The organism is Streptomyces sp. 4F14 (genome assembly GCF_048159485.1).
GTDB lineage: Bacteria > Actinomycetota > Actinomycetes > Streptomycetales > Streptomycetaceae > Streptomyces.
In genome coordinates, this window is record NZ_JBLRVY010000026.1 from 61,198 (window position 1) to 77,670 (window position 16,473).

18 protein-coding genes and 2 tRNA genes are annotated in these 16,473 nt (G+C 70.5%); 8 read left to right on the forward strand and 12 right to left on the reverse strand.

All coding sequences use genetic code 11. The annotated features are described in order from the left end of the window. Nucleotides 1–24: 24 nt before the first annotated feature. Nucleotides 25–1,095, forward strand: a complete 1,071-nt coding sequence (locus ACLZOT_RS35690) for a hypothetical protein (RefSeq protein WP_416973298.1) — start codon at nucleotides 25–27, stop codon at nucleotides 1,093–1,095. Nucleotides 1,096–1,127: 32 nt separating this feature from the next. Further along, nucleotides 1,128–1,541 (forward strand): VOC family protein, encoded by a 414-nt coding sequence (locus ACLZOT_RS35695; RefSeq protein WP_416973299.1) that lies wholly within the window; start codon nucleotides 1,128–1,130, stop codon nucleotides 1,539–1,541. A 54-nt stretch (nucleotides 1,542–1,595) separates the two neighbouring features. On the opposite strand, the gene ACLZOT_RS35700 is transcribed toward ACLZOT_RS35695, so the two are convergent. From ACLZOT_RS35700 to ACLZOT_RS35730, 7 genes are all read right to left on the reverse strand, one after another. Beyond that, nucleotides 1,596–1,668: transfer RNA gene (locus ACLZOT_RS35700), tRNA-Ala, on the reverse strand. A 98-nt stretch (nucleotides 1,669–1,766) separates the two neighbouring features. After that, nucleotides 1,767–2,441, reverse strand: a complete 675-nt coding sequence (locus tag ACLZOT_RS35705) for a histidine phosphatase family protein (protein WP_416973300.1) — start codon at nucleotides 2,439–2,441, stop codon at nucleotides 1,767–1,769. Then, a complete protein-coding gene (rsfS, locus tag ACLZOT_RS35710; RefSeq protein ID WP_416973301.1) occupies nucleotides 2,438–2,875 on the reverse strand; it encodes a ribosome silencing factor in 438 nt (145 codons plus the stop codon). The genes ACLZOT_RS35705 and rsfS overlap by 4 nt, the downstream gene beginning before the upstream one ends. A gap of 76 nt (nucleotides 2,876–2,951) precedes the next feature. Further along, nucleotides 2,952–4,613, reverse strand: coding sequence for an LCP family protein (locus tag ACLZOT_RS35715; RefSeq protein WP_416973302.1), 1,662 nt, complete (start codon nucleotides 4,611–4,613; stop codon nucleotides 2,952–2,954). A gap of 25 nt (nucleotides 4,614–4,638) precedes the next feature. After that, the gene (gene nadD, locus ACLZOT_RS35720) at nucleotides 4,639–5,265 is read right to left on the reverse strand and encodes a nicotinate-nucleotide adenylyltransferase (protein WP_050373599.1); all 627 of its coding nucleotides are present in this window, start codon (nucleotides 5,263–5,265) and stop codon (nucleotides 4,639–4,641) included. A 44-nt stretch (nucleotides 5,266–5,309) separates the two neighbouring features. After that, on the reverse strand, nucleotides 5,310–5,474 hold the full coding sequence (locus tag ACLZOT_RS35725; RefSeq protein ID WP_416973303.1) for a hypothetical protein: 165 nt from the start codon (nucleotides 5,472–5,474) through the stop codon (nucleotides 5,310–5,312). A 124-nt stretch (nucleotides 5,475–5,598) separates the two neighbouring features. Then, nucleotides 5,599–5,751, reverse strand: a complete 153-nt coding sequence (locus ACLZOT_RS35730; RefSeq protein ID WP_416973304.1) for a hypothetical protein — start codon at nucleotides 5,749–5,751, stop codon at nucleotides 5,599–5,601. Nucleotides 5,752–5,892: 141 nt separating this feature from the next. Here ACLZOT_RS35730 and ACLZOT_RS35735 point away from each other — a divergent pair, with 141 nt between their 5' ends. Continuing rightward, complete coding sequence (locus ACLZOT_RS35735; protein WP_416973397.1) at nucleotides 5,893–6,990, forward strand: M48 family metallopeptidase; 1,098 nt, start codon at nucleotides 5,893–5,895, stop codon at nucleotides 6,988–6,990. 74 nt (nucleotides 6,991–7,064) lie between these two features. On the opposite strand, the gene ACLZOT_RS35740 is transcribed toward ACLZOT_RS35735, so the two are convergent. The 3 genes from ACLZOT_RS35740 to ACLZOT_RS35750 all read right to left on the reverse strand — a co-directional run bounded on the left by ACLZOT_RS35740 (nucleotide 7,065) and on the right by ACLZOT_RS35750 (nucleotide 8,985). Further along, nucleotides 7,065–8,243 carry a methyltransferase domain-containing protein gene (locus ACLZOT_RS35740; RefSeq protein WP_416973305.1) on the reverse strand — a complete coding sequence of 393 codons (1,179 nt, stop codon included), beginning with the start codon at nucleotides 8,241–8,243 and terminating at the stop codon, nucleotides 7,065–7,067. A 1-nt stretch (nucleotide 8,244) separates the two neighbouring features. Further along, entirely contained in the window at nucleotides 8,245–8,379 is a 135-nt protein-coding gene (locus ACLZOT_RS35745) for a hypothetical protein (RefSeq protein ID WP_416973306.1), read from the reverse strand. A gap of 129 nt (nucleotides 8,380–8,508) precedes the next feature. Further along, entirely contained in the window at nucleotides 8,509–8,985 is a 477-nt protein-coding gene (locus ACLZOT_RS35750; protein ID WP_416973307.1) for a hypothetical protein, read from the reverse strand. A 137-nt stretch (nucleotides 8,986–9,122) separates the two neighbouring features. Here ACLZOT_RS35750 and ACLZOT_RS35755 point away from each other — a divergent pair, with 137 nt between their 5' ends. The 4 genes from ACLZOT_RS35755 to ACLZOT_RS35770 all read left to right on the forward strand — a co-directional run bounded on the left by ACLZOT_RS35755 (nucleotide 9,123) and on the right by ACLZOT_RS35770 (nucleotide 10,158). Continuing rightward, nucleotides 9,123–9,377, forward strand: coding sequence for an acetyltransferase (locus ACLZOT_RS35755; RefSeq protein WP_416973308.1), 255 nt, complete (start codon nucleotides 9,123–9,125; stop codon nucleotides 9,375–9,377). A 223-nt stretch (nucleotides 9,378–9,600) separates the two neighbouring features. Further along, nucleotides 9,601–9,774, forward strand: coding sequence for a hypothetical protein (locus ACLZOT_RS35760; RefSeq protein WP_416973309.1), 174 nt, complete (start codon nucleotides 9,601–9,603; stop codon nucleotides 9,772–9,774). A gap of 3 nt (nucleotides 9,775–9,777) precedes the next feature. Beyond that, nucleotides 9,778–10,011 carry a hypothetical protein gene (locus tag ACLZOT_RS35765; RefSeq protein WP_053750770.1) on the forward strand — a complete coding sequence of 78 codons (234 nt, stop codon included), beginning with the start codon at nucleotides 9,778–9,780 and terminating at the stop codon, nucleotides 10,009–10,011. Between the two features lie 74 nt (nucleotides 10,012–10,085). Then, nucleotides 10,086–10,158: transfer RNA gene (locus ACLZOT_RS35770), tRNA-Ala, on the forward strand. 119 nt (nucleotides 10,159–10,277) lie between these two features. On the opposite strand, the gene ACLZOT_RS35775 is transcribed toward ACLZOT_RS35770, so the two are convergent. Both ACLZOT_RS35775 and ACLZOT_RS35780 read right to left on the reverse strand, forming a co-directional pair. Then, a complete protein-coding gene (locus tag ACLZOT_RS35775) occupies nucleotides 10,278–11,906 on the reverse strand; it encodes an NADH-quinone oxidoreductase subunit NuoF family protein (protein ID WP_055719979.1) in 1,629 nt (542 codons plus the stop codon). Continuing rightward, nucleotides 11,903–13,069: a cytochrome b/b6 domain-containing protein gene (locus ACLZOT_RS35780; protein ID WP_416973310.1), complete on the reverse strand. Its 1,167-nt coding sequence runs from the start codon at nucleotides 13,067–13,069 to the stop codon at nucleotides 11,903–11,905. The genes ACLZOT_RS35775 and ACLZOT_RS35780 overlap by 4 nt, the downstream gene beginning before the upstream one ends. Before the next feature lie 408 nt (nucleotides 13,070–13,477). On the opposite strand from ACLZOT_RS35780, the gene leuS reads away from it, so the two are divergent. Then, nucleotides 13,478–16,378 (forward strand): leucine--tRNA ligase, encoded by a 2,901-nt coding sequence (leuS, locus tag ACLZOT_RS35785; RefSeq protein ID WP_416973311.1) that lies wholly within the window; start codon nucleotides 13,478–13,480, stop codon nucleotides 16,376–16,378. Nucleotides 16,379–16,473 lie beyond the last annotated feature (95 nt).

Genomic DNA, 16,473 nt, shown 5'->3' on the forward strand with positions numbered 1-16,473 from the left:
GCCCCTGAGACCTACTCTGAAGGTATGGGCGGGCCTGGAGACCCACCGGAGGGGACACCCGAGGGCACTCCTGCCGGTGGAGAGGACGAGTACCGATCCGTCGTCTTCGACGAGTCGTTCGTCCGCGCTGCCCGCCTCCAGGAGTACTCCGCACAGGAACGCATCGGCGACCACGCCCCCGCCGTACGCCGCCGCCCCCCGCCCTTACGCCGGGGGCTGACCCGGCAGGTCCTCTTCCTCGCCCTGCTGATCACGATCGCGTTCGGTACGGCGATCTACATGGGCGTCCGCAGCCCCTACCAGTCCCCGGGCGCCCGGCGGGCCGTCGAACCCCTGCGGATGACGGTCGTGCCGCTCGCCCCGCAGTCCCCGGTACCCGGCGCCCCCGACGCCGGGTATCTCTTCGAGCACAGCCCCGCGGCCGAGTTCAGGTCCGGCGCCGACGGAGTCACCCTGCCCGCCGCGCGGCGCACCGCCCACTTCTCCGACAGCCAGGTCGTCACCGCGCTCACCACGGCCAAGGAGTACATCGTCCGCTCCGCGCTCTACCCCGAGGTGATCCTCGGCCGGCAGGTCCGCGCGGCCCGCGTCCTCCTCGACTCCGAGCAGCTCGACCAGTTCGACGCCAGCTTCACGCACCCCTCCGCCGACGGCCTGCACGCCCCCACCGGCTGGCTGATCCGCTTCGACCCCACCCGGGTCCGCCTGGCCGACCCCGGCATCCGCGTCCGCGGCACCCTCGGCATCGCCGAGACCGATGCCGAGACCCTGGAGGTCACCGCCGACCACACCTACGTCTACGCCCTGCGCCCCGCCGCCCCCGGCTCCGCCCAGGTCTCCCTGTTCACCGTCCGCCGCGAACTCCACTTCCGCTTCGACCACGACGACCTGCGCCTGCGCCAGACCCAGCTGCTCCTGTCCTCCGTCCAGGCGGGCCCCCTGGCCTGCTCCACGGACTCCGTCACCTACCTCCACCCCCTCCTGGCCGCCCAGACAGCGGGCACAGCGGGCCCGGCGGGCACGGACCCGTACGGGACGGGGACCACGGCGGCGCTGTGCGGGACATTGGCGGGCGGGGCGCTGCCGAAGGTGTGAGGTGACGCGAGTCCCCGTGACAAGATCGCCGGATGCTACGACTGACCGACTTCATCATCGACTGCCCGGACACCATGGAACTGGCGGCCTTCTACTCCGCGGTGACGGGACTCCCCGTCAAGGACGACAGCAACGAGCACTGGGCCGGCATCAAGTTCGGCGCGATCGAGCTCGCCTTCATCCAGGTCGAGGACTACCGCGCCCCGCAGTGGCCCGACAGCGACCACCCCAAGCAGTTCCACCTCGACTTCGAGGTCGACGACATGGAGGCCGAGCAGCACCGCGTCCTGGCGCTGGGCGCAACCCTCCAGCGGGACTGCGTCGGCCCCGAGGGCTACGGCTTCCGCGTCTACACCGACCCCATCGGCCACCCCTTCTGCCTCTGCCGCAACAAGGGCGTCGCCTGGACCGACGAGGGCCCGGTCTGGCCCCGGCGCGAGGGTTGAGAGAGGGGACACGAAAAGGTCCCACCCCTCGCGGGATGGGACCTTTTCCTGAAGTGGAGCTAAGGAGAATTGAACTCCTGACCTCCTGCATGCCATGCAGGCGCTCTACCAACTGAGCTATAGCCCCTCGCGTTCTCCCCGTTCCGTCTGGCCGGGCGAACAAGAAGAACTTTAGCCTGCGACCTGCCGGAAAGTGAAATCCGGGGCCGGGGCCGGGCGGGACGCTCAGTCGTCGTCGCCGAGGACCGGTTCCGGGAGGGTTCCGGCGTTGTGCTCCAGGAGCCGCCAGCCGCGCGCGCCCTCGCCGAGGACCGACCAGCAGCAGTTGGAGAGCCCGCCGAGGCTCTCCCAGTTGCCGGAGTCCAGGCCGAGGAGCCGGCCGATGGTGGTGCGGATCGTGCCGCCGTGGCTGACGACGACGAGCGTGCCCTCGTCGGGCAGCTTGTCGGCATGGCGCAGGACGACGGGGGCGGCCCGGTCGGCGACCTCCGTCTCCAGCTCGCCGCCGCCCCGCCGCACCGCCTCGCCGCGCTTCCACGCCGTGTACTCGGCGCCGTACCGCTCGACGATCTCCTCGTGGGTGAGGCCCTGCCAGACGCCCGCGTACGTCTCGCGCAGCGCCTCGTCGTGGGTGACGTCGAGGCCGGTGAGCGCGGAGAGTTCGGCGGCCGTGTCGGCGGCGCGGGAGAGGTCGGAGGCGACGATCGCGTCCGGCTTCAGGGAGGCCAGCAGACGGGCGGCGCGGCGGGCCTGGGCGACGCCGGTCTCGGTGAGGGCGACGTCCGTGGTGCCCTGGAAGCGGCGTTCCACGTTCCACGCGGTCTGGCCGTGGCGCCACAGGATGACCCGGCGCCCCCGCCCGGGCCTGCTGCCGTCGGCGACCTCACCCGTCGCGCTCACCAGGCACCACCCGCGCCGTCCTCGGCGGCCTGGAGCTTGGCGTGCTCCTCGCCCTTGCCGCGGGTCGCCTTGGCGTCCTCGGGCAGGTCCAGCTCGGGGCAGTCCTTCCAGAGGCGCTCCAGCGCGTAGAACACCCGCTCCTCGCTGTGCTGGACGTGGACGACGATGTCGACGTAGTCGAGCAGCACCCAGCGCGCCTCGCGGTCGCCCTCGCGGCGCACCGGCTTCGCGCCCAGCTCCTTGCTGAGGCGCTCCTCGATCTCGTCGACGATCGACTTGACCTGCCGGTCGTTGGGTGCCGACGCCAGGAGGAAGGCGTCCGTGATGGACAGCACGTCGCTGACGTCGTAGGCGATGACGTCGTGCGCGAGCTTGTCGGCCGCCGCCTGTGCGGCGGCCGAGATGAGCTGAAGAGAGCGGTCGGTGGCGGTCACTGCACGGCTTTCCCTAGACGGTCGGTTACCTCTCAAGGGTCTCACGGCCCGCCGAGCGCGTTCACGCGACAAAGGTTCAGGACACCGACGGCTTGTAGTCCTTCCCCAGGGTGACCGTGACATCGCCGCCGGACGCCTCCGTGGACTTCTCGACGGCACTGTCGTCGAGGCCGAGCGTCTTGGCGACCTGGGCGGCGTTGTTCTTGTCGGCGTCGTCGCTGTAGGTGACGGAGGAGGTGGCGGCGGTCGAGGTGACCGTGCCGCCGTCGAGGACGGTGAAGCCGCCGTTGAGGAGGACCACGCGGGCGTCCTCGGAGTCGGCCTTCTTCCCGGTGGCGTTGCGCACGGAGACGCGGACGGCGGCGCCGGGGTCGGGGCTCTTCGCCGTACCGCCCAGGACGTCCTTGACGACCGCGGCGCCCGCCTCGGCGCTCAGCGTGCCGTCCTTCTGGACCGGCAGGGTGTCCGTCTTGTAGTCGCCGCCCTTGGCGAGGGTGGCGAGGTTCGCGAGGAAGGCGCCGAGGTCCTTGTCGGTGAGGGAGGGGTCGAGGATCTGCGCGAGGGTCTGGACGGTGACGGTCGCGGCCTGCCCGTCGCTGGAGACCTTGCGCAGCACCCCCTGCATGACCTGCCCGAACCGGCTGAGCTGGGCGTCCTGCGACTCCTCCTCGCCGCGGTACGTGGCGTACGCGATGGCCATCTTGCCGCTGAGCGACTGCTTCTCGCCCTTGGTGACGAGCGGCGCCTCGCCCTTCTTCGCGGCCGGGTCGGGGACGGCCGTGTCGGTGTCGACCTCGATGCCGCCGACCAGGTCGACGAGGTTCTGGAGGTAGGGGGTGTCGAGGCGCCAGGTCCCCTCGATGTTCGTGCCGAGGACGGTGTCGAGGGCGTCGCGGGTGCCGGCGGAGCCGTCGTCGTCCACGGACTTCGCGAGCGTCGTGCTGTTCCCGTCGTCCGTGGTCACGACGAGGGAGTTCGGCAGCAGGACCGTCGTCCCGCGCTTCGCCGTCGTGTTGTCGACGAGCAGCAGCGTGGAGGTGCCGCCCTTCGCGGTGTCGTGCAGGTGGACGACGACCACGTCCCGCTTCTGCGCGGCCCCGCCGCTCGCCGTCGCGTCCGCCTCGCCGTCCGAGGACGACAGCCCCGGCAGCTTCCCCGCGAACGCGAGGTACCCGACCCCGCCGACGGCCGCCAGCGCCAGGACGACGACCAGCGCGACGATCCGGCTCTTCGCCCGCCGCTTGGCCTCCTCACGCCGCTCCGTGCGGTTCTCGGTGAAGTTCAGCCAGTCGATGACGTCCTCGGAGTCCGCGCTCGGCTCCTCGACGAACGCGAACTGCTCGGTCTTGTACTCCGGTTGCTCCCCCTCGGGCGCCGGCGCCTCGGCCTCCTCGGCGGGCACGGACTGCTGCGGGATGTAGGCGGTGGCGGTCGCCTGCTCGTACGGCTCGTAGGGGGTCTCGTAGGGGGTGGGGTACGAGGGTGAGGGCGCCGGCTGCTGCGCCGTCCCGTACGTGTCGTACCCGTAGCCCTGCTGGGAGTAGTCGCCGTAAGCCTGCTGCTGGCCCGCGTCGTACCCGTAGCCCTGCTGCTGGCCCGCGTACGGGTCGTAGGGCTGCTGCTGGGGGACCTGTTGCTGGGGGCGGCCGTAGACCGGGCGGCCGTAGTCGTCGTAGCCGACCACGACGTACGGGGTCTCCTCGTCGTCCGACTGGTCCGCGTCGTAGCGGTTGTTCACCGGTGCCCCTCTCGGCTCGCTCGCCTCACTCGCCGCGGTACAGCTCGCGTTTGTCGATGTAGCGCACGACGCCGTCCGGCACCAGGTACCAGACGGGGTCCCCCTTCGCGACGCGCGCGCGGCAGTCGGTGGAGGAGATGGCGAGCGCGGGGACCTCGACGAGGGAGACGATGCCGTCGGGCAGGCCGGGGTCGGCGAGGTGGTAGCCCACGCGGGTCACGCCGATGAAGTGCGCGAGGGCGAACAGCTCGTCCGTGTCGCGCCAGGTGACGATCTGCGCGAGCGCGTCGGCGCCCGTGATGAAGAAGAGGTCCGTGTCCGGGTTCAGGGCGCGCAGGTCGCGCAGGGTGTCCACGGTGTAGGTGGGGCCGCCGCGGTCCATGTCGATCCGGCTCACCGAGAACTGGGGGTTCTCGGCGGTCGCGATGACCGTCATCAGGTAGCGGTCCTCCGCCGGGGAGACCGCGCGGTGGCTCTTCTGCCAGGGCTGGCCGGTCGGGACGAACACGACCTCGTCCAGGTGGAACGCCGCGGCGACCTCACTGGCCGCCACGAGGTGTCCGTGGTGGATCGGATCGAACGTCCCGCCCATGACGCCGAGCCGGCGTTTGCCCGGGGTCGACGGGCCGGTAGGCATGTCCTGCTCTCCCATGCGGCAGACCCTACCGGCACCGGGTGAAGGTCTCGTCGGGTGTCTCAGCGGTCGCGGTTGAAGCGGGTGGTGATCCACAGCAGGAGCATCAGGATCAGGAACGCGGCACCGCCGGTGACCAGCGGGTCCAGGCTCTGGTGACGGCCACCGTGCTCCTCGCCCTCGGCGGCGAGGGTGACCAACTGAACTGCGGTGCTGTGGAAGCTCATCTTCGTCAGAACCTATCCGGTGAGGGCTACATAAAGACGTCGGCCCATCGTACGGGGAGGGTCCGCGGGCGATCACGCCGACCCCGCCATCGGGAAAACGGATGCGGGGAACTTTCGCGGCGCGTCAGTCGTCTTTCCGCTTGTAGCCCCGGAGCAGGAACCACGCCGTCAGCACACAGCCCACGACCATCACGAGAAGCACGATCCGCAGCAGGTTCCCCGGTCCCTGCTGCTCGGCGGCGGCTGCGGCGAGCCAGGCTGCGGGGGTGTGCTCCATGGTGCGGGACTCCTTCAGGTGTAGTGCCCGTCCACCGTAACTCCGCCTAGGCTGGCACCAGCCTCGGGGGCATAAAGGACCGCACAAGGGTCAGCAAAGGGGCCGTAAGCGCCTCACTCCACTTCGCACATGGGGGACGACATGTCCGACGACGGCCAAGAGCAGAACGGCCACGAGAACGTGCCCAGCAGGCAGCGCAGGCGATTCCCGGAGATCTCCTCGCGTGCCTACGAACACCCCGCCGACCGTTCCGCCCTGGTCGCCCTGCGCAAGCTGAGCGGCTTCGACACGGTGTTCAAGGCGCTCAGCGGGCTCCTTCCGGAGCGCAGCCTGCGCCTCCTCTTCCTCTCCGACTCGGTCCGCGTCTCGGACCAGCAGTTCGCCCACCTGAACGACATGCTGCGGGACGCCTGTCACATCCTGGACCTGGAGAAGGTCCCGCCGATGTACGTCAACCAGGACCCGCAGCCCAACGCGATGTGCATCGGTCTCGACGAGCCGATCATCGTCGTCACCACCGGACTCGTCGAACTCCTCGACGAGGAGGAGATGCGGGCGGTCATCGGCCACGAGGTGGGCCACGCCCTCTCCGGGCACTCCGTGTACCGCACGATCCTGCTCTTCCTCACGAGCCTCGCGCTGCGGGTGGCGTGGATCCCGCTCGGGAACATCGCGATCATGGCGATCGTCACGGCCCTGCGGGAGTGGTTCCGCAAGTCCGAGCTCTCCGCCGACCGGGCGGGGCTGCTGGTCGGGCAGGACCTCCGGGCGTCCATGCGGGGCCTGATGAAGATCGCGGGCGGCAACCACCTGCACGAGATGAACGTCGACGCGTTCCTCAAGCAGGCCGAGGAGTACGAGGAGGGCGGCGACCTGCGCGACTCCGTCCTCAAGATCCTCAACGTCCTCCCCCGCTCCCACCCCTTCACCACCGTCCGCGCCGCCGAGCTGAAGAAGTGGGCCGAGTCCCGCGACTTCCAGCGCATCATGGACGGCCACTACCCGCGCCGCACCGAGGACAAGGACACCTCGGTCACGGACTCCTTCCGTGAATCCGCCGCGAGCTACGCGTCCAACGTCAAGAACTCCAAGGACCCGCTGATGAAGCTGGTCACCGACATCGCCGGCGGCGCGGGCGACCTCGGCGGCCGGGTCCGCCGGGGCTTCGGGGGCGGGAACCGCACGTCGACGCCGACGAAGGACCGTCCGCGGACGGACACGGAGGGGGACGAGCAGTAGCGCCAGGGCCGCTGACCCGCCGACGGCGCCATGGAAGTGCGCCGCGCGGCGGGTCGACCCCGGGTGGGGATCCTCTAGGGGGTGAGTTGCCAGGCGTCGTCGGGCGTGTCCAGCCATGCCTGGTGGGTGCCGCTGGAGGTGACGGTGAGCCCGAGCCGGTCGTACCCGGGTTCGCTGTTCTCCTGCCACCAGCGCAGGCTCTCGACGACCTCCTCCCACAACGAGCGCGGACCGGATTGCCACACCGCTGCTTCAGGCTCCCCGTCCTTGAACATCACGCAGGCCCAGGAACGGTCGGTGAGCCCGTAGAACCAGACCGGCCGGGCGCCGTCCCGGGTGGCCGCGACCTGCCGGTAGCAGTCCCGCACGCGCAGTCCGATTGCGAAAGTCCGGGCTTCGAACCGGCCTTGGCCCAGCAGTTCGGCCTCGGTCACGGTCGTCGTCGACCGGTTGGCGTCGGCGACTCCGGCGGGTACGTACGCCCGGTGCCCGTCGAACGTCCGGCGCTGGTCCCTGGCCTTCATGAACTCCACAGGGTCCGTGAAGGTCCCGGATGCGCTGCGCCCGTCGTCGGCGACGATTAGGCGCGCGACGGCGTCCTCGTTGCTGTAGTCGGTGCCCCACGGAGCCACGATGAGACCGTCGGGACGTGTCTGTCCCAGCCATGCGGCGGGGATCCGCCGCAGCCCGAAAGTCGCGGAGACCCGGTCGTACGTGGCGCCGTCGGGGTCTCCCAGCGTGCCGTCGCCGGTGAGCACCTGGACGTCGCTTCCGAACTCGGCCAGCCGCAGGCGGGCGGTGGCTGCGACGTCGGGGTCGATCTCGATGCTCACGACGTTGTCCGGGCCGAGGCGGTGGGCCAGCAGGGCGGCGGTCCACCCGGTGCCGGTGCCGGCCTCCAGCACGCGGTGTCCGTCCTCGACGTCGAGGTCGCGCAGCATGCGGAAGACGACCGAGGGCATGGAGGACGACGACGTGGGCACGCGCATGCGGCTGTCGTCGGCGCCGTCGTCCCACTGGGTGACGATCGGGCCGTCGCTGTCCGCGAACCTCTGCCACATCGCCGGGAGTTCACGTCGGTCCACGGTCACGGTATTGCCGTCGTCCATGTCGTACGGCCACATGACGTCGGGCAGGAACGCGGCGCGCGGTACGGCCGCGAACGACGGGGCCCAGTCCGGGGACAGGGCCTTGCACTCAAGAAGGGAACGGCCCAGTTTGGACCGCCCCTCCTCCAGACCGGTCAGCGGCATGTCAGCCGATGACCCTGGGGCCGCCGTCGGGGGACGGGGGCTCGTCGGGCACCGGCCAGGGCTCGCCCGGCAGGGGGTCGCCCTCGCCACCTCCGCTGCCTCCGGCCATGGTGGTGGGCACGATGCGCATCTTCATCGAGTTGCCCCCTTCACTCCGTTGTTCATTGTTTTCCGACCCGTCGGCGACGGGAAGGGCCCCTTCGAGGAGGAGGGGAGTGCGTGGCGGCCCTGCCCCTGCGGTCGCCGTGGGGGTGCGTGTCATTTCTCATGCGGGAGCCCTCGCGGTCTGGGCGTCGTGCTCCAGACGGTCGAGGGTGATCGGCTCGACCTCGTGCGGGGTGACGACCTCGCGGGAGGCGTAGATCCAGCGCAGGCGCTGTTCGTCCTCGTACGGAACCTCGACCAGGTCGGCCGGATCGCTGATCAGGTCGAGGGTGTCCGGGTGGATGATGGCCCCGGCGATGCCCCAGAGCGGGGCCCAGCCACGACGAAGGTGGGGGCACTGCTCGACAGCCTGGAGGGCACAGGTCTCGTGCACAGGCGGCACGACGACCGTCTCGCCGTCCCGCAACGGGGAGCGGTCGCCGCGGTCGACGAAGAGGAACAGGTGCCGTTCGTCCTCGCGGGTGCCGACGGTCGTGGTTCCGCACACCTGGCACAGGGGGTGCGCCATCGCCTGCCGCTGACGCAGCGGGTGCAGGCCCGCGAGATTCGGCCGCCCACGCCCCCTTGCCACCGACATCCGGACCCACAGAACGCCGTTGCGCCGGTCCGAAGGGTGCTCGCCCTCGTAGCCGAGCCGCTCCTCGCAAGGCGGCGGGATTCACCTACGGATTCACGGCCCGGGACGACCACTCCGTGTTCAAGCTGTGCGAAAACATGCTCCGCGCGAAGTGGAGGAAACGAGGCGTCTCCCGCCTGATGCACGACGAACTCATGAGCCATCGCCAGGAAGAACGCGTCGAGTTGCTCGTGCGCCGGGAACGTCCACGGCTGCGGGCCCTCTACGAGAGCTGGAAGTACACGCACGCGGGCGAGAAACTGCCGTTCCCCCGGCGTCCCGCTGGTGCTCGGGCAGGAAGAGGGCTGGCCGCTGTGGCCGTGGCTGTCGATGCTCGCCCGGCGCGGGGGTGACGTTCGCGCTGCGGGACACTCTCTCTGAACCGCCTTGAGTCACTTGGGGGGCCTCGGGCGTATACCTCTTCGGAAGCGCTTCTCGTGCATGTACGCGCTCGCCGCGACCGCCGTCGCGAGGGCCGTGTCCGGACTGGTACTGAGGCGTCGCTGACCGTGTCGGCCCGGCCGTGGCAGAATCAAACGGCCGGATGGGAGCGCGGCCCGACGGGAGGGAGCGGTGATGCCTGCGAGCATCCTCGGAGAGGTCGGCCACCTCTCCGATGCGGCGTCGACACGGGACACGGCCACCCGGCTCTCCTGTCCTTCCTGCGGTTCCGCGTTCGTCGCCCTGGTTCTCGGGGACAACGGCGGGACTTCCTACGTGTGCACGGCCTGCGGCCACAGCTGGAGCTGATCGATGGGTGCACACAGGCGGAAGTGCGACTGGTGCGGGAGCGGCACCCCGATCGTGCGTGACATGGAGCCGGTCAACCCCGAGTACCAGTACTGGTGCGAGGAGTGCGCGCGGGCGCTGATCATAAAAGGCGACCCCATCGAGACGTACCGCGAACTGGAGGGGGAGCCGATCTACGGGCGGCTCCTGGAGGAGCACTGCACGCTCAAGCGGTTCTACTCCTTCGTGACCGCGTAACCGATTTGGTGGAGCACCCCCTCCACCGTGTAATGTTGGCGAAGCCGCCGGGGAAACCGGGCGGACCACAACGAGGGGCTATAGCTCAGTTGGTAGAGCGCCTGCATGGCATGCAGGAGGTCAGGAGTTCAATTCTCCTTAGCTCCACTCCTCGAAGATCCCGTCCCGGTTGGGGCGGGATTTTTCGTGCGCCCACGATGAGTGCGGCCCTTCGCGCGCCGCACGGAAAAGGGGCCGCCCTCCAGGAGAGCGGCCCCTTCGGTGTGTCAGCGGCCCAGCGCCCGCCGCCCCCTGCCCCCGCCGCCCTCGCGGTTGGAGAGGACCGGGAGGTTCTTCGCGGGGGCCTGGCCCCGGGTGTCCTCCTCGATGCGCAGGGCCAGGGCGGGGCAGCGGCGCACCGCGCGTAGAGCCTTGGCCTCGGCGTACCGGGGAACCTTGGCCTGGGCGACCGTGGGGAAGCCGTCGGCGCCGAGCTGGAAGACCTCGGGGAGGATGTCGGCGCACAGGCCGTGGCCCCGGCACAGGGTCCAGTCGACGAAGATCTTCTGGCGGCTGCCCGAGGCGTCCTCGGCGGGGGCCCCGCCGCCCGGGATGCCGGCCGGGAGCTGGCCGTCCTCGAAGAGCGGCAGGACGCCCTCCACGGGGCGCCCGCAGCCGTTGCCGAGGACGTGCGCAGCGAGGTCGTCCGTGAACGCCTTGATGGTCGATTCGAGGAACATCGCGGAGCCGTCGGGGTGCGAACAGGCGCCGCGTCGCTTGACGTTGCGGGCGACCTGCTTGAGGGCCTCCAGGGCGGCGGGACCACCGCCGTTGAGGATGTCCTCCATACCGCGCGCGGCGGCCGGCAGACCGAGGTAGCAGGGGCCGCACTGCCCCGCGCTCTCCTCGGCCAGCCACTGCGCCACCCGCAGCGACTCGCCCAGCGGGCACGTCTCCTGGCTGATCGGCAGGATCGCCCCCGCGCCCAGCGCGCCGCCCACGGCGTCCAGGGAGTTGCGGGAGACGACGGCCTCGTTGACCGTCGCCGCGTCGATCCACTTGCCGTGGTAGCCGCCCGTCAGCACACCCTGCGGGACCGGCGGGGCACCGGCGAGCTGGAGGACGTACCGCAGGGGCACGCCCGTCGGGACCTCGATGACCATCGGGCGGGCCACCGCGCCGGAGACGGTCAGCATGACGGTGCCCGGCTCGTCGTACAGGCCCGTGTTGCCGTAGCGCTCCGGGCCGATGCGGGCCGCGATCGCGAGCTGGGCGAAGGTCTCGGCGTTCGACAGGAGGGTCGGGGCGCCGCCGACGCCGTTCTGGGAGGCGCTGGTCTTGCGTCCTGGCGGGATCGCGGGGCCGCCGTCGATCGAGCGGATCAGGGACGCGGCGGCGCCCGTCACCATGCGGATCGGGTTGCGCTGCACGAAGGCGCGCAGCGCGGAACGGCGGCTGTCGCTGAGGCCGCGCTCGGCGAGGGCCGCCTCCATCGAGCGCTGCGTCGACTCACGGGTGACCCCCACCACGAGCGTGCGGGCACCGAGCGCCTCGGCGCACAGCAGCGCGCCGTCCAGGATGAGGTGCGGGGCACGGTTGATCATCACCGTGTCCTTGCGGCAGGCCGGTTCGTCCTCGCTGCCGTTGATGACGACGACGGGCCGGATGCCCTTCTTGATCGCCGCGTCCGCGACCGAGCGGAGCTTCTTGTGGAACGGGAAACCCGCGCCGCCGCGCCCCTTGAGGCTGATCCGCTCGGCCAGCTGCGCGAGCTTCTCGCCGCCTATCGGCTCCAGCGGCCCGTGCACCTTCAGGTGCATGGGCAGATCGAGCCGTTCCACAAGGTCGAAACCCGACGTGAGCTGCGGAAGTCCGACCACGCGGACCTCTGGGACGTCGGGCAGGGCCTCGTTCACCTATAGCCTCCGGAAGGCGTGTTCCAAGCTTCGCCCGAACCGGGCGGGGTCCCGTTGTTGTACGGGTCGTTCGGGTTGGGGGGCTGGCCGGGCTGCGGGGTTCCGTACACCGGGATGTTGAAGCCGGTGTCCTGCATCGGGTCGTACGCCGAGGGCGGGGCCTCGCCGACCGGCGGCGGGGACGGGACGGGCCAGCTGCCCGAGGTGGAGCCGGGTCCGTCCATGCGCGGCATCGCGGCCGTGGCCTGCGTGTCGTACGGCATGTTCGCGCCGTACGACGGCTGGGGGGCCTGCGGGGCGTTGCGGTACGCGGCGGCGAAACCGCCGGCCTCGGGGGCGGGCGTACCGAACAGCGACGATGTCCTCGGGGTATTCGGTGCCGCCGGTCGTTCGCGCTCGCCGCGCGGGGCGCGCTCCGCCGGGCCGGACTCGGAGACGCGCGCGCGGCTCTGCTCCAGGTCGTCGCGCATGCCGCCCTCGGAGCCGATGACCGCGCCGATGCGGTCGGCGACCTTGCGCTTGAAGGAGCGGGGGGCGGCGCGCAGGGCGAGCGCCGCGATGACGCCGACCAGGCAGAGCTGGTAGCTCATCATGAAGAACGGCTTGGCCGCGCGGCCCGCGAACAGGCCGTGGATCAGGGCCGCGCACAGCGCCGGGTAGGCCATCATGTGCATCATCCGCCAGCGCGCGGCGGTCGCCGCCGGGGAGGCGAACTGGTTGCGCAGGGCGCCTGTCACCCCGACGAAGATCATCAGCAGCGCGGCCAGCGAGCCGAGGCCGATCAGCCCGCCGATGCCGGTGAAGCCGAGGCTGAACGGGATCAGCGCGCCGATCAGGGCGGTGTGCCCCAGCGCGACCTTGATGCTGATGTGGACGAGCAGGAAGGCGATCGAGGCGACGGCGGTCACCCGGTGGATGCCCTGCGCCATGATCCGCTGACGCGTGTTGAGGATCAGCCGGTCCTGGGCGACGAGCCCCCAGATGACCGAGCAGGTGAGGCTCACCAGGGCGAGCACACCCGCCCCGAAGTTCACGAAGTCCTGGAGCCAGTTGCTGCCGAGGACCACCACGACGGGTATGAGGACGAGGACGACAGCCGTCGCGATCCCGTACGCGGACCGCCCCGGCTGGGGGAGCGAGGTGTTACTACGACGAGGGTTCATGGGGGCAACTCCGAGCAGTCCGGGAAAGCGGTCCCGCTGCCGAACTCTAAGTGGGCGCCATACCGATGGGTACGAGTTTGAGTTATTGGGCTGTTACCTAAGGGAGGGGCGGCCGAGGCGATGTCCCTATAGGGGGCGTTGTGTCGGGTAATTTTTGAACGGTAGTCAGTTTTCGCTCCCGTGCTCGCGGTGTCGTACAGCTATACGCAACTCCGTCGCAGCTTGCTCAAACGCTGCGGTACCCTGACGACATGCGTGCCGTACGCCTTCTGCTTAGCGGGCCGCGCTGACCAGTCCCGACCGCCAGTGAGTGTGGTCGGAGTCGGCGTGGCTTCCCCTCCTGCGCGAGGGGATTTTTCGTTTCCGGGCCCCGCTGGGCAGATGACGATCGATGGAGCTTTGAGGATCATGAGCGAGACGAACCCCGCAGCCGCCGAGACGGTTGCGCCGCACCGCTACACGGCCGCGCTGGCGGCCGACATCGAGGCACGCTGGCAGGACTTCTGGGACGCCGAGGGCACGTACGACGCCCCCAACCCGACGGGCGACCTGGCCGGTGACCCCTCGGTCGTCGCCCGCCCCAAGAAGTTCATCATGGACATGTTCCCCTACCCCTCCGGCGCGGGCCTGCACGTCGGCCACCCCCTGGGGTACATCGCCACCGACGTCTACGCCCGCTTCCAGCGCATGACCGGGCACAACGTCCTGCACACCCTGGGCTTCGACGCCTTCGGCCTGCCCGCCGAGCAGTACGCCGTGCAGACCGGCACGCACCCGCGCGTGTCCACCGAGGCCAACATGGAGAACATGAAGGCCCAGCTGCGCCGCCTGGGCCTGGGCCACGACAAGCGCCGCTCCTTCGCGACCATCGACCCCGAGTACTACAAGTGGACCCAGTGGATCTTCGTCCAGATCTTCGAGTCCTGGTACGACGAGGAGGCGGGCAAGGCACGGCCGATCCGCGAGCTGGTCGCGCAGTTCGAGTCCGGTGAGCGGGGGATTCCCGGCGGGGGCTCCTGGAGCGCGCTGAGCGCCGTCGAGCGGGCCGACCTGCTGGGCGAGTACCGGCTGGCGTACGCCTCCGAGGCGCCGGTCAACTGGTGCCCCGGGCTGGGGACCGTGCTGGCCAACGAGGAGGTCACCGCCGACGGGCGGTCCGAGCGCGGGAACTTCCCCGTGTTCAAGACCAAGCTGCGCCAGTGGAACATGCGGATCACGGCCTACGCGGACCGGCTGCTGGACGACCTGGAGGAGCTGGACTGGCCCGAGGCGATCAAGCTGCAGCAGCGGAACTGGATCGGGCGCAGCGAAGGGGCCCGGGTCGACTTCCCTGTGGGCGGTTCGGGGGAGGCTGCTTCGGCGGGTGGGGCCGAAGATCGCATTACCGTATTCACCACCCGTCCCGACACCCTGTTCGGCGCCACCTACATGGTCCTGGCCCCCGAACACGACCTGGTCGAGAAGATCACCGCCGCCGCCTGGCCCGAGGGCACCCACGACGTGTGGACCGGCGGGTACGCCACCCCCGTCGACGCCGTCGCCGCCTACCGCGCGCAGGCCGGCGCCAAGTCCGACGTCGAGCGGCAGGCCGAGGCCAAGGAGAAGACCGGCGTCTTCACCGGCGCGTACGCCGTCAACCCGGTCAACGGCGAGCGGGTGCCCGTCTTCATCGCCGACTACGTCCTGATGGGCTACGGCACCGGCGCCATCATGGCCGTACCCGCAGGTGACCAGCGCGACTTCGAGTTCGCGCGCGCCTTCGAGCTGCCCATCACCTGCATCGTCGAGCCGACCGACGGGCGCGGCACCGACACCGCCGCGTGGGAGGACGCCTTCGGGTCGTACGACGCGAAGATCATCAACTCCGCGAACGACGACATCTCGCTGGACGGGCTGCCCGTCGCCGAGGCCAAGGCGCGCGTCACCGAGTGGCTGGAGCGCAAGGGCATCGGACGCGGGACCGTCAACTTCCGGCTGCGGGACTGGCTGTTCAGCCGCCAGCGGTACTGGGGCGAGCCCTTCCCGATCGTCTACGACGAGGACGGCGTCGCGCACGCGCTGCCCGAGTCGATGCTGCCGCTGGAGCTGCCCGAGGTCGACGACTACTCGCCCCGCACCTTCGAGCCCGACGACGCGGACACCCGGCCCGAGCCGCCGCTGTCGCGCAAGCAGGACTGGGTCGACGTCACGCTGGACCTGGGCGACGGGCCCAGGAAGTACCGGCGCGAGACCAACACCATGCCCAACTGGGCCGGTTCCTGCTGGTACGAGATGCGCTACCTGGACCCGCACAACTCCGCTCAACTGGTCGACCCCGCGATCGAGCAGTACTGGATGGGGCCGCGCGAGGGCCAGCCGCACGGCGGTGTCGACCTGTACGTCGGCGGCGCCGAGCACGCCGTGCTGCACCTGCTGTACGCCCGGTTCTGGTCCAAGGTGCTGTTCGACCTGGGGCACGTCTCCTCCGTCGAGCCGTTCCACAAGCTGTTCAACCAGGGGATGATCCAGGCGTACGTCTACCGGGACAAGCGCGGTTTCCCGGTGCCCGCCGCCGAGGTCGAGGAGCGGGACGGTTCCTACTGGTACGGCGGCGAGAAGGTCTCCCGGCTGCTGGGCAAGATGGGCAAGTCCCTGAAGAACGCGGTCACTCCGGACGAGATCGCCGCGGAGTACGGGGCCGACACGCTGCGGCTGTACGAGATGGCCATGGGGCCGCTGGACGTCTCCCGGCCCTGGGACACGCGGGCCGTCGTCGGGCAGTTCCGGCTGTTGCAGCGGCTGTGGCGCAACGTCGTCGACGAGGCGAGCGGGGCTGTGACGGTCACCGACGCCGAGCCCGACGAGGCGACCCTGCGCGCCCTGCACAAGGCCATCGACGGGGTGCGCGGGGACCTGGACGGGCTGCGGTTCAACACCGCCATCGCCAAGATCACCGAGCTGAACAACCACCTGACCAAGGCCGGGGGCCCGGTCTCCCGGTCCGTCGCCGAGGCGCTGGTCCTGCTGATCGCCCCGCTGGCCCCGCACGTCGCCGAGGAGCTGTGGCGCAAGCTGGGGCACACGTCGTCCGTCGTCCACCAGGACCTGCCGGTCGCCGATCCCGCGTACGTCGTCGACGAGACCGTCACCTGCGTCGTCCAGATCAAGGGGAAGGTCAAGGCGCGGCTGGAGGTGTCGCCGGCCATCTCCGAGGAGGAGCTGGAGAAGGTGGCGCTGGGGGACGAGGCTGTCGTCAAGGCGCTGGACGGGGCCGCGATCCGGAAGGTGATCGTGCGGGCGCCGAAGCTGGTGAACATCGTCACCGGGTGAGGTGACGCGGTGCGCGGGCGCGCTCTGTTCCGGCTGGGGCCGGGGCGGGGTGCGCTGTGCGTCGGGGGTGGGGTCGGGTGGGCTCGGGTGGAGCC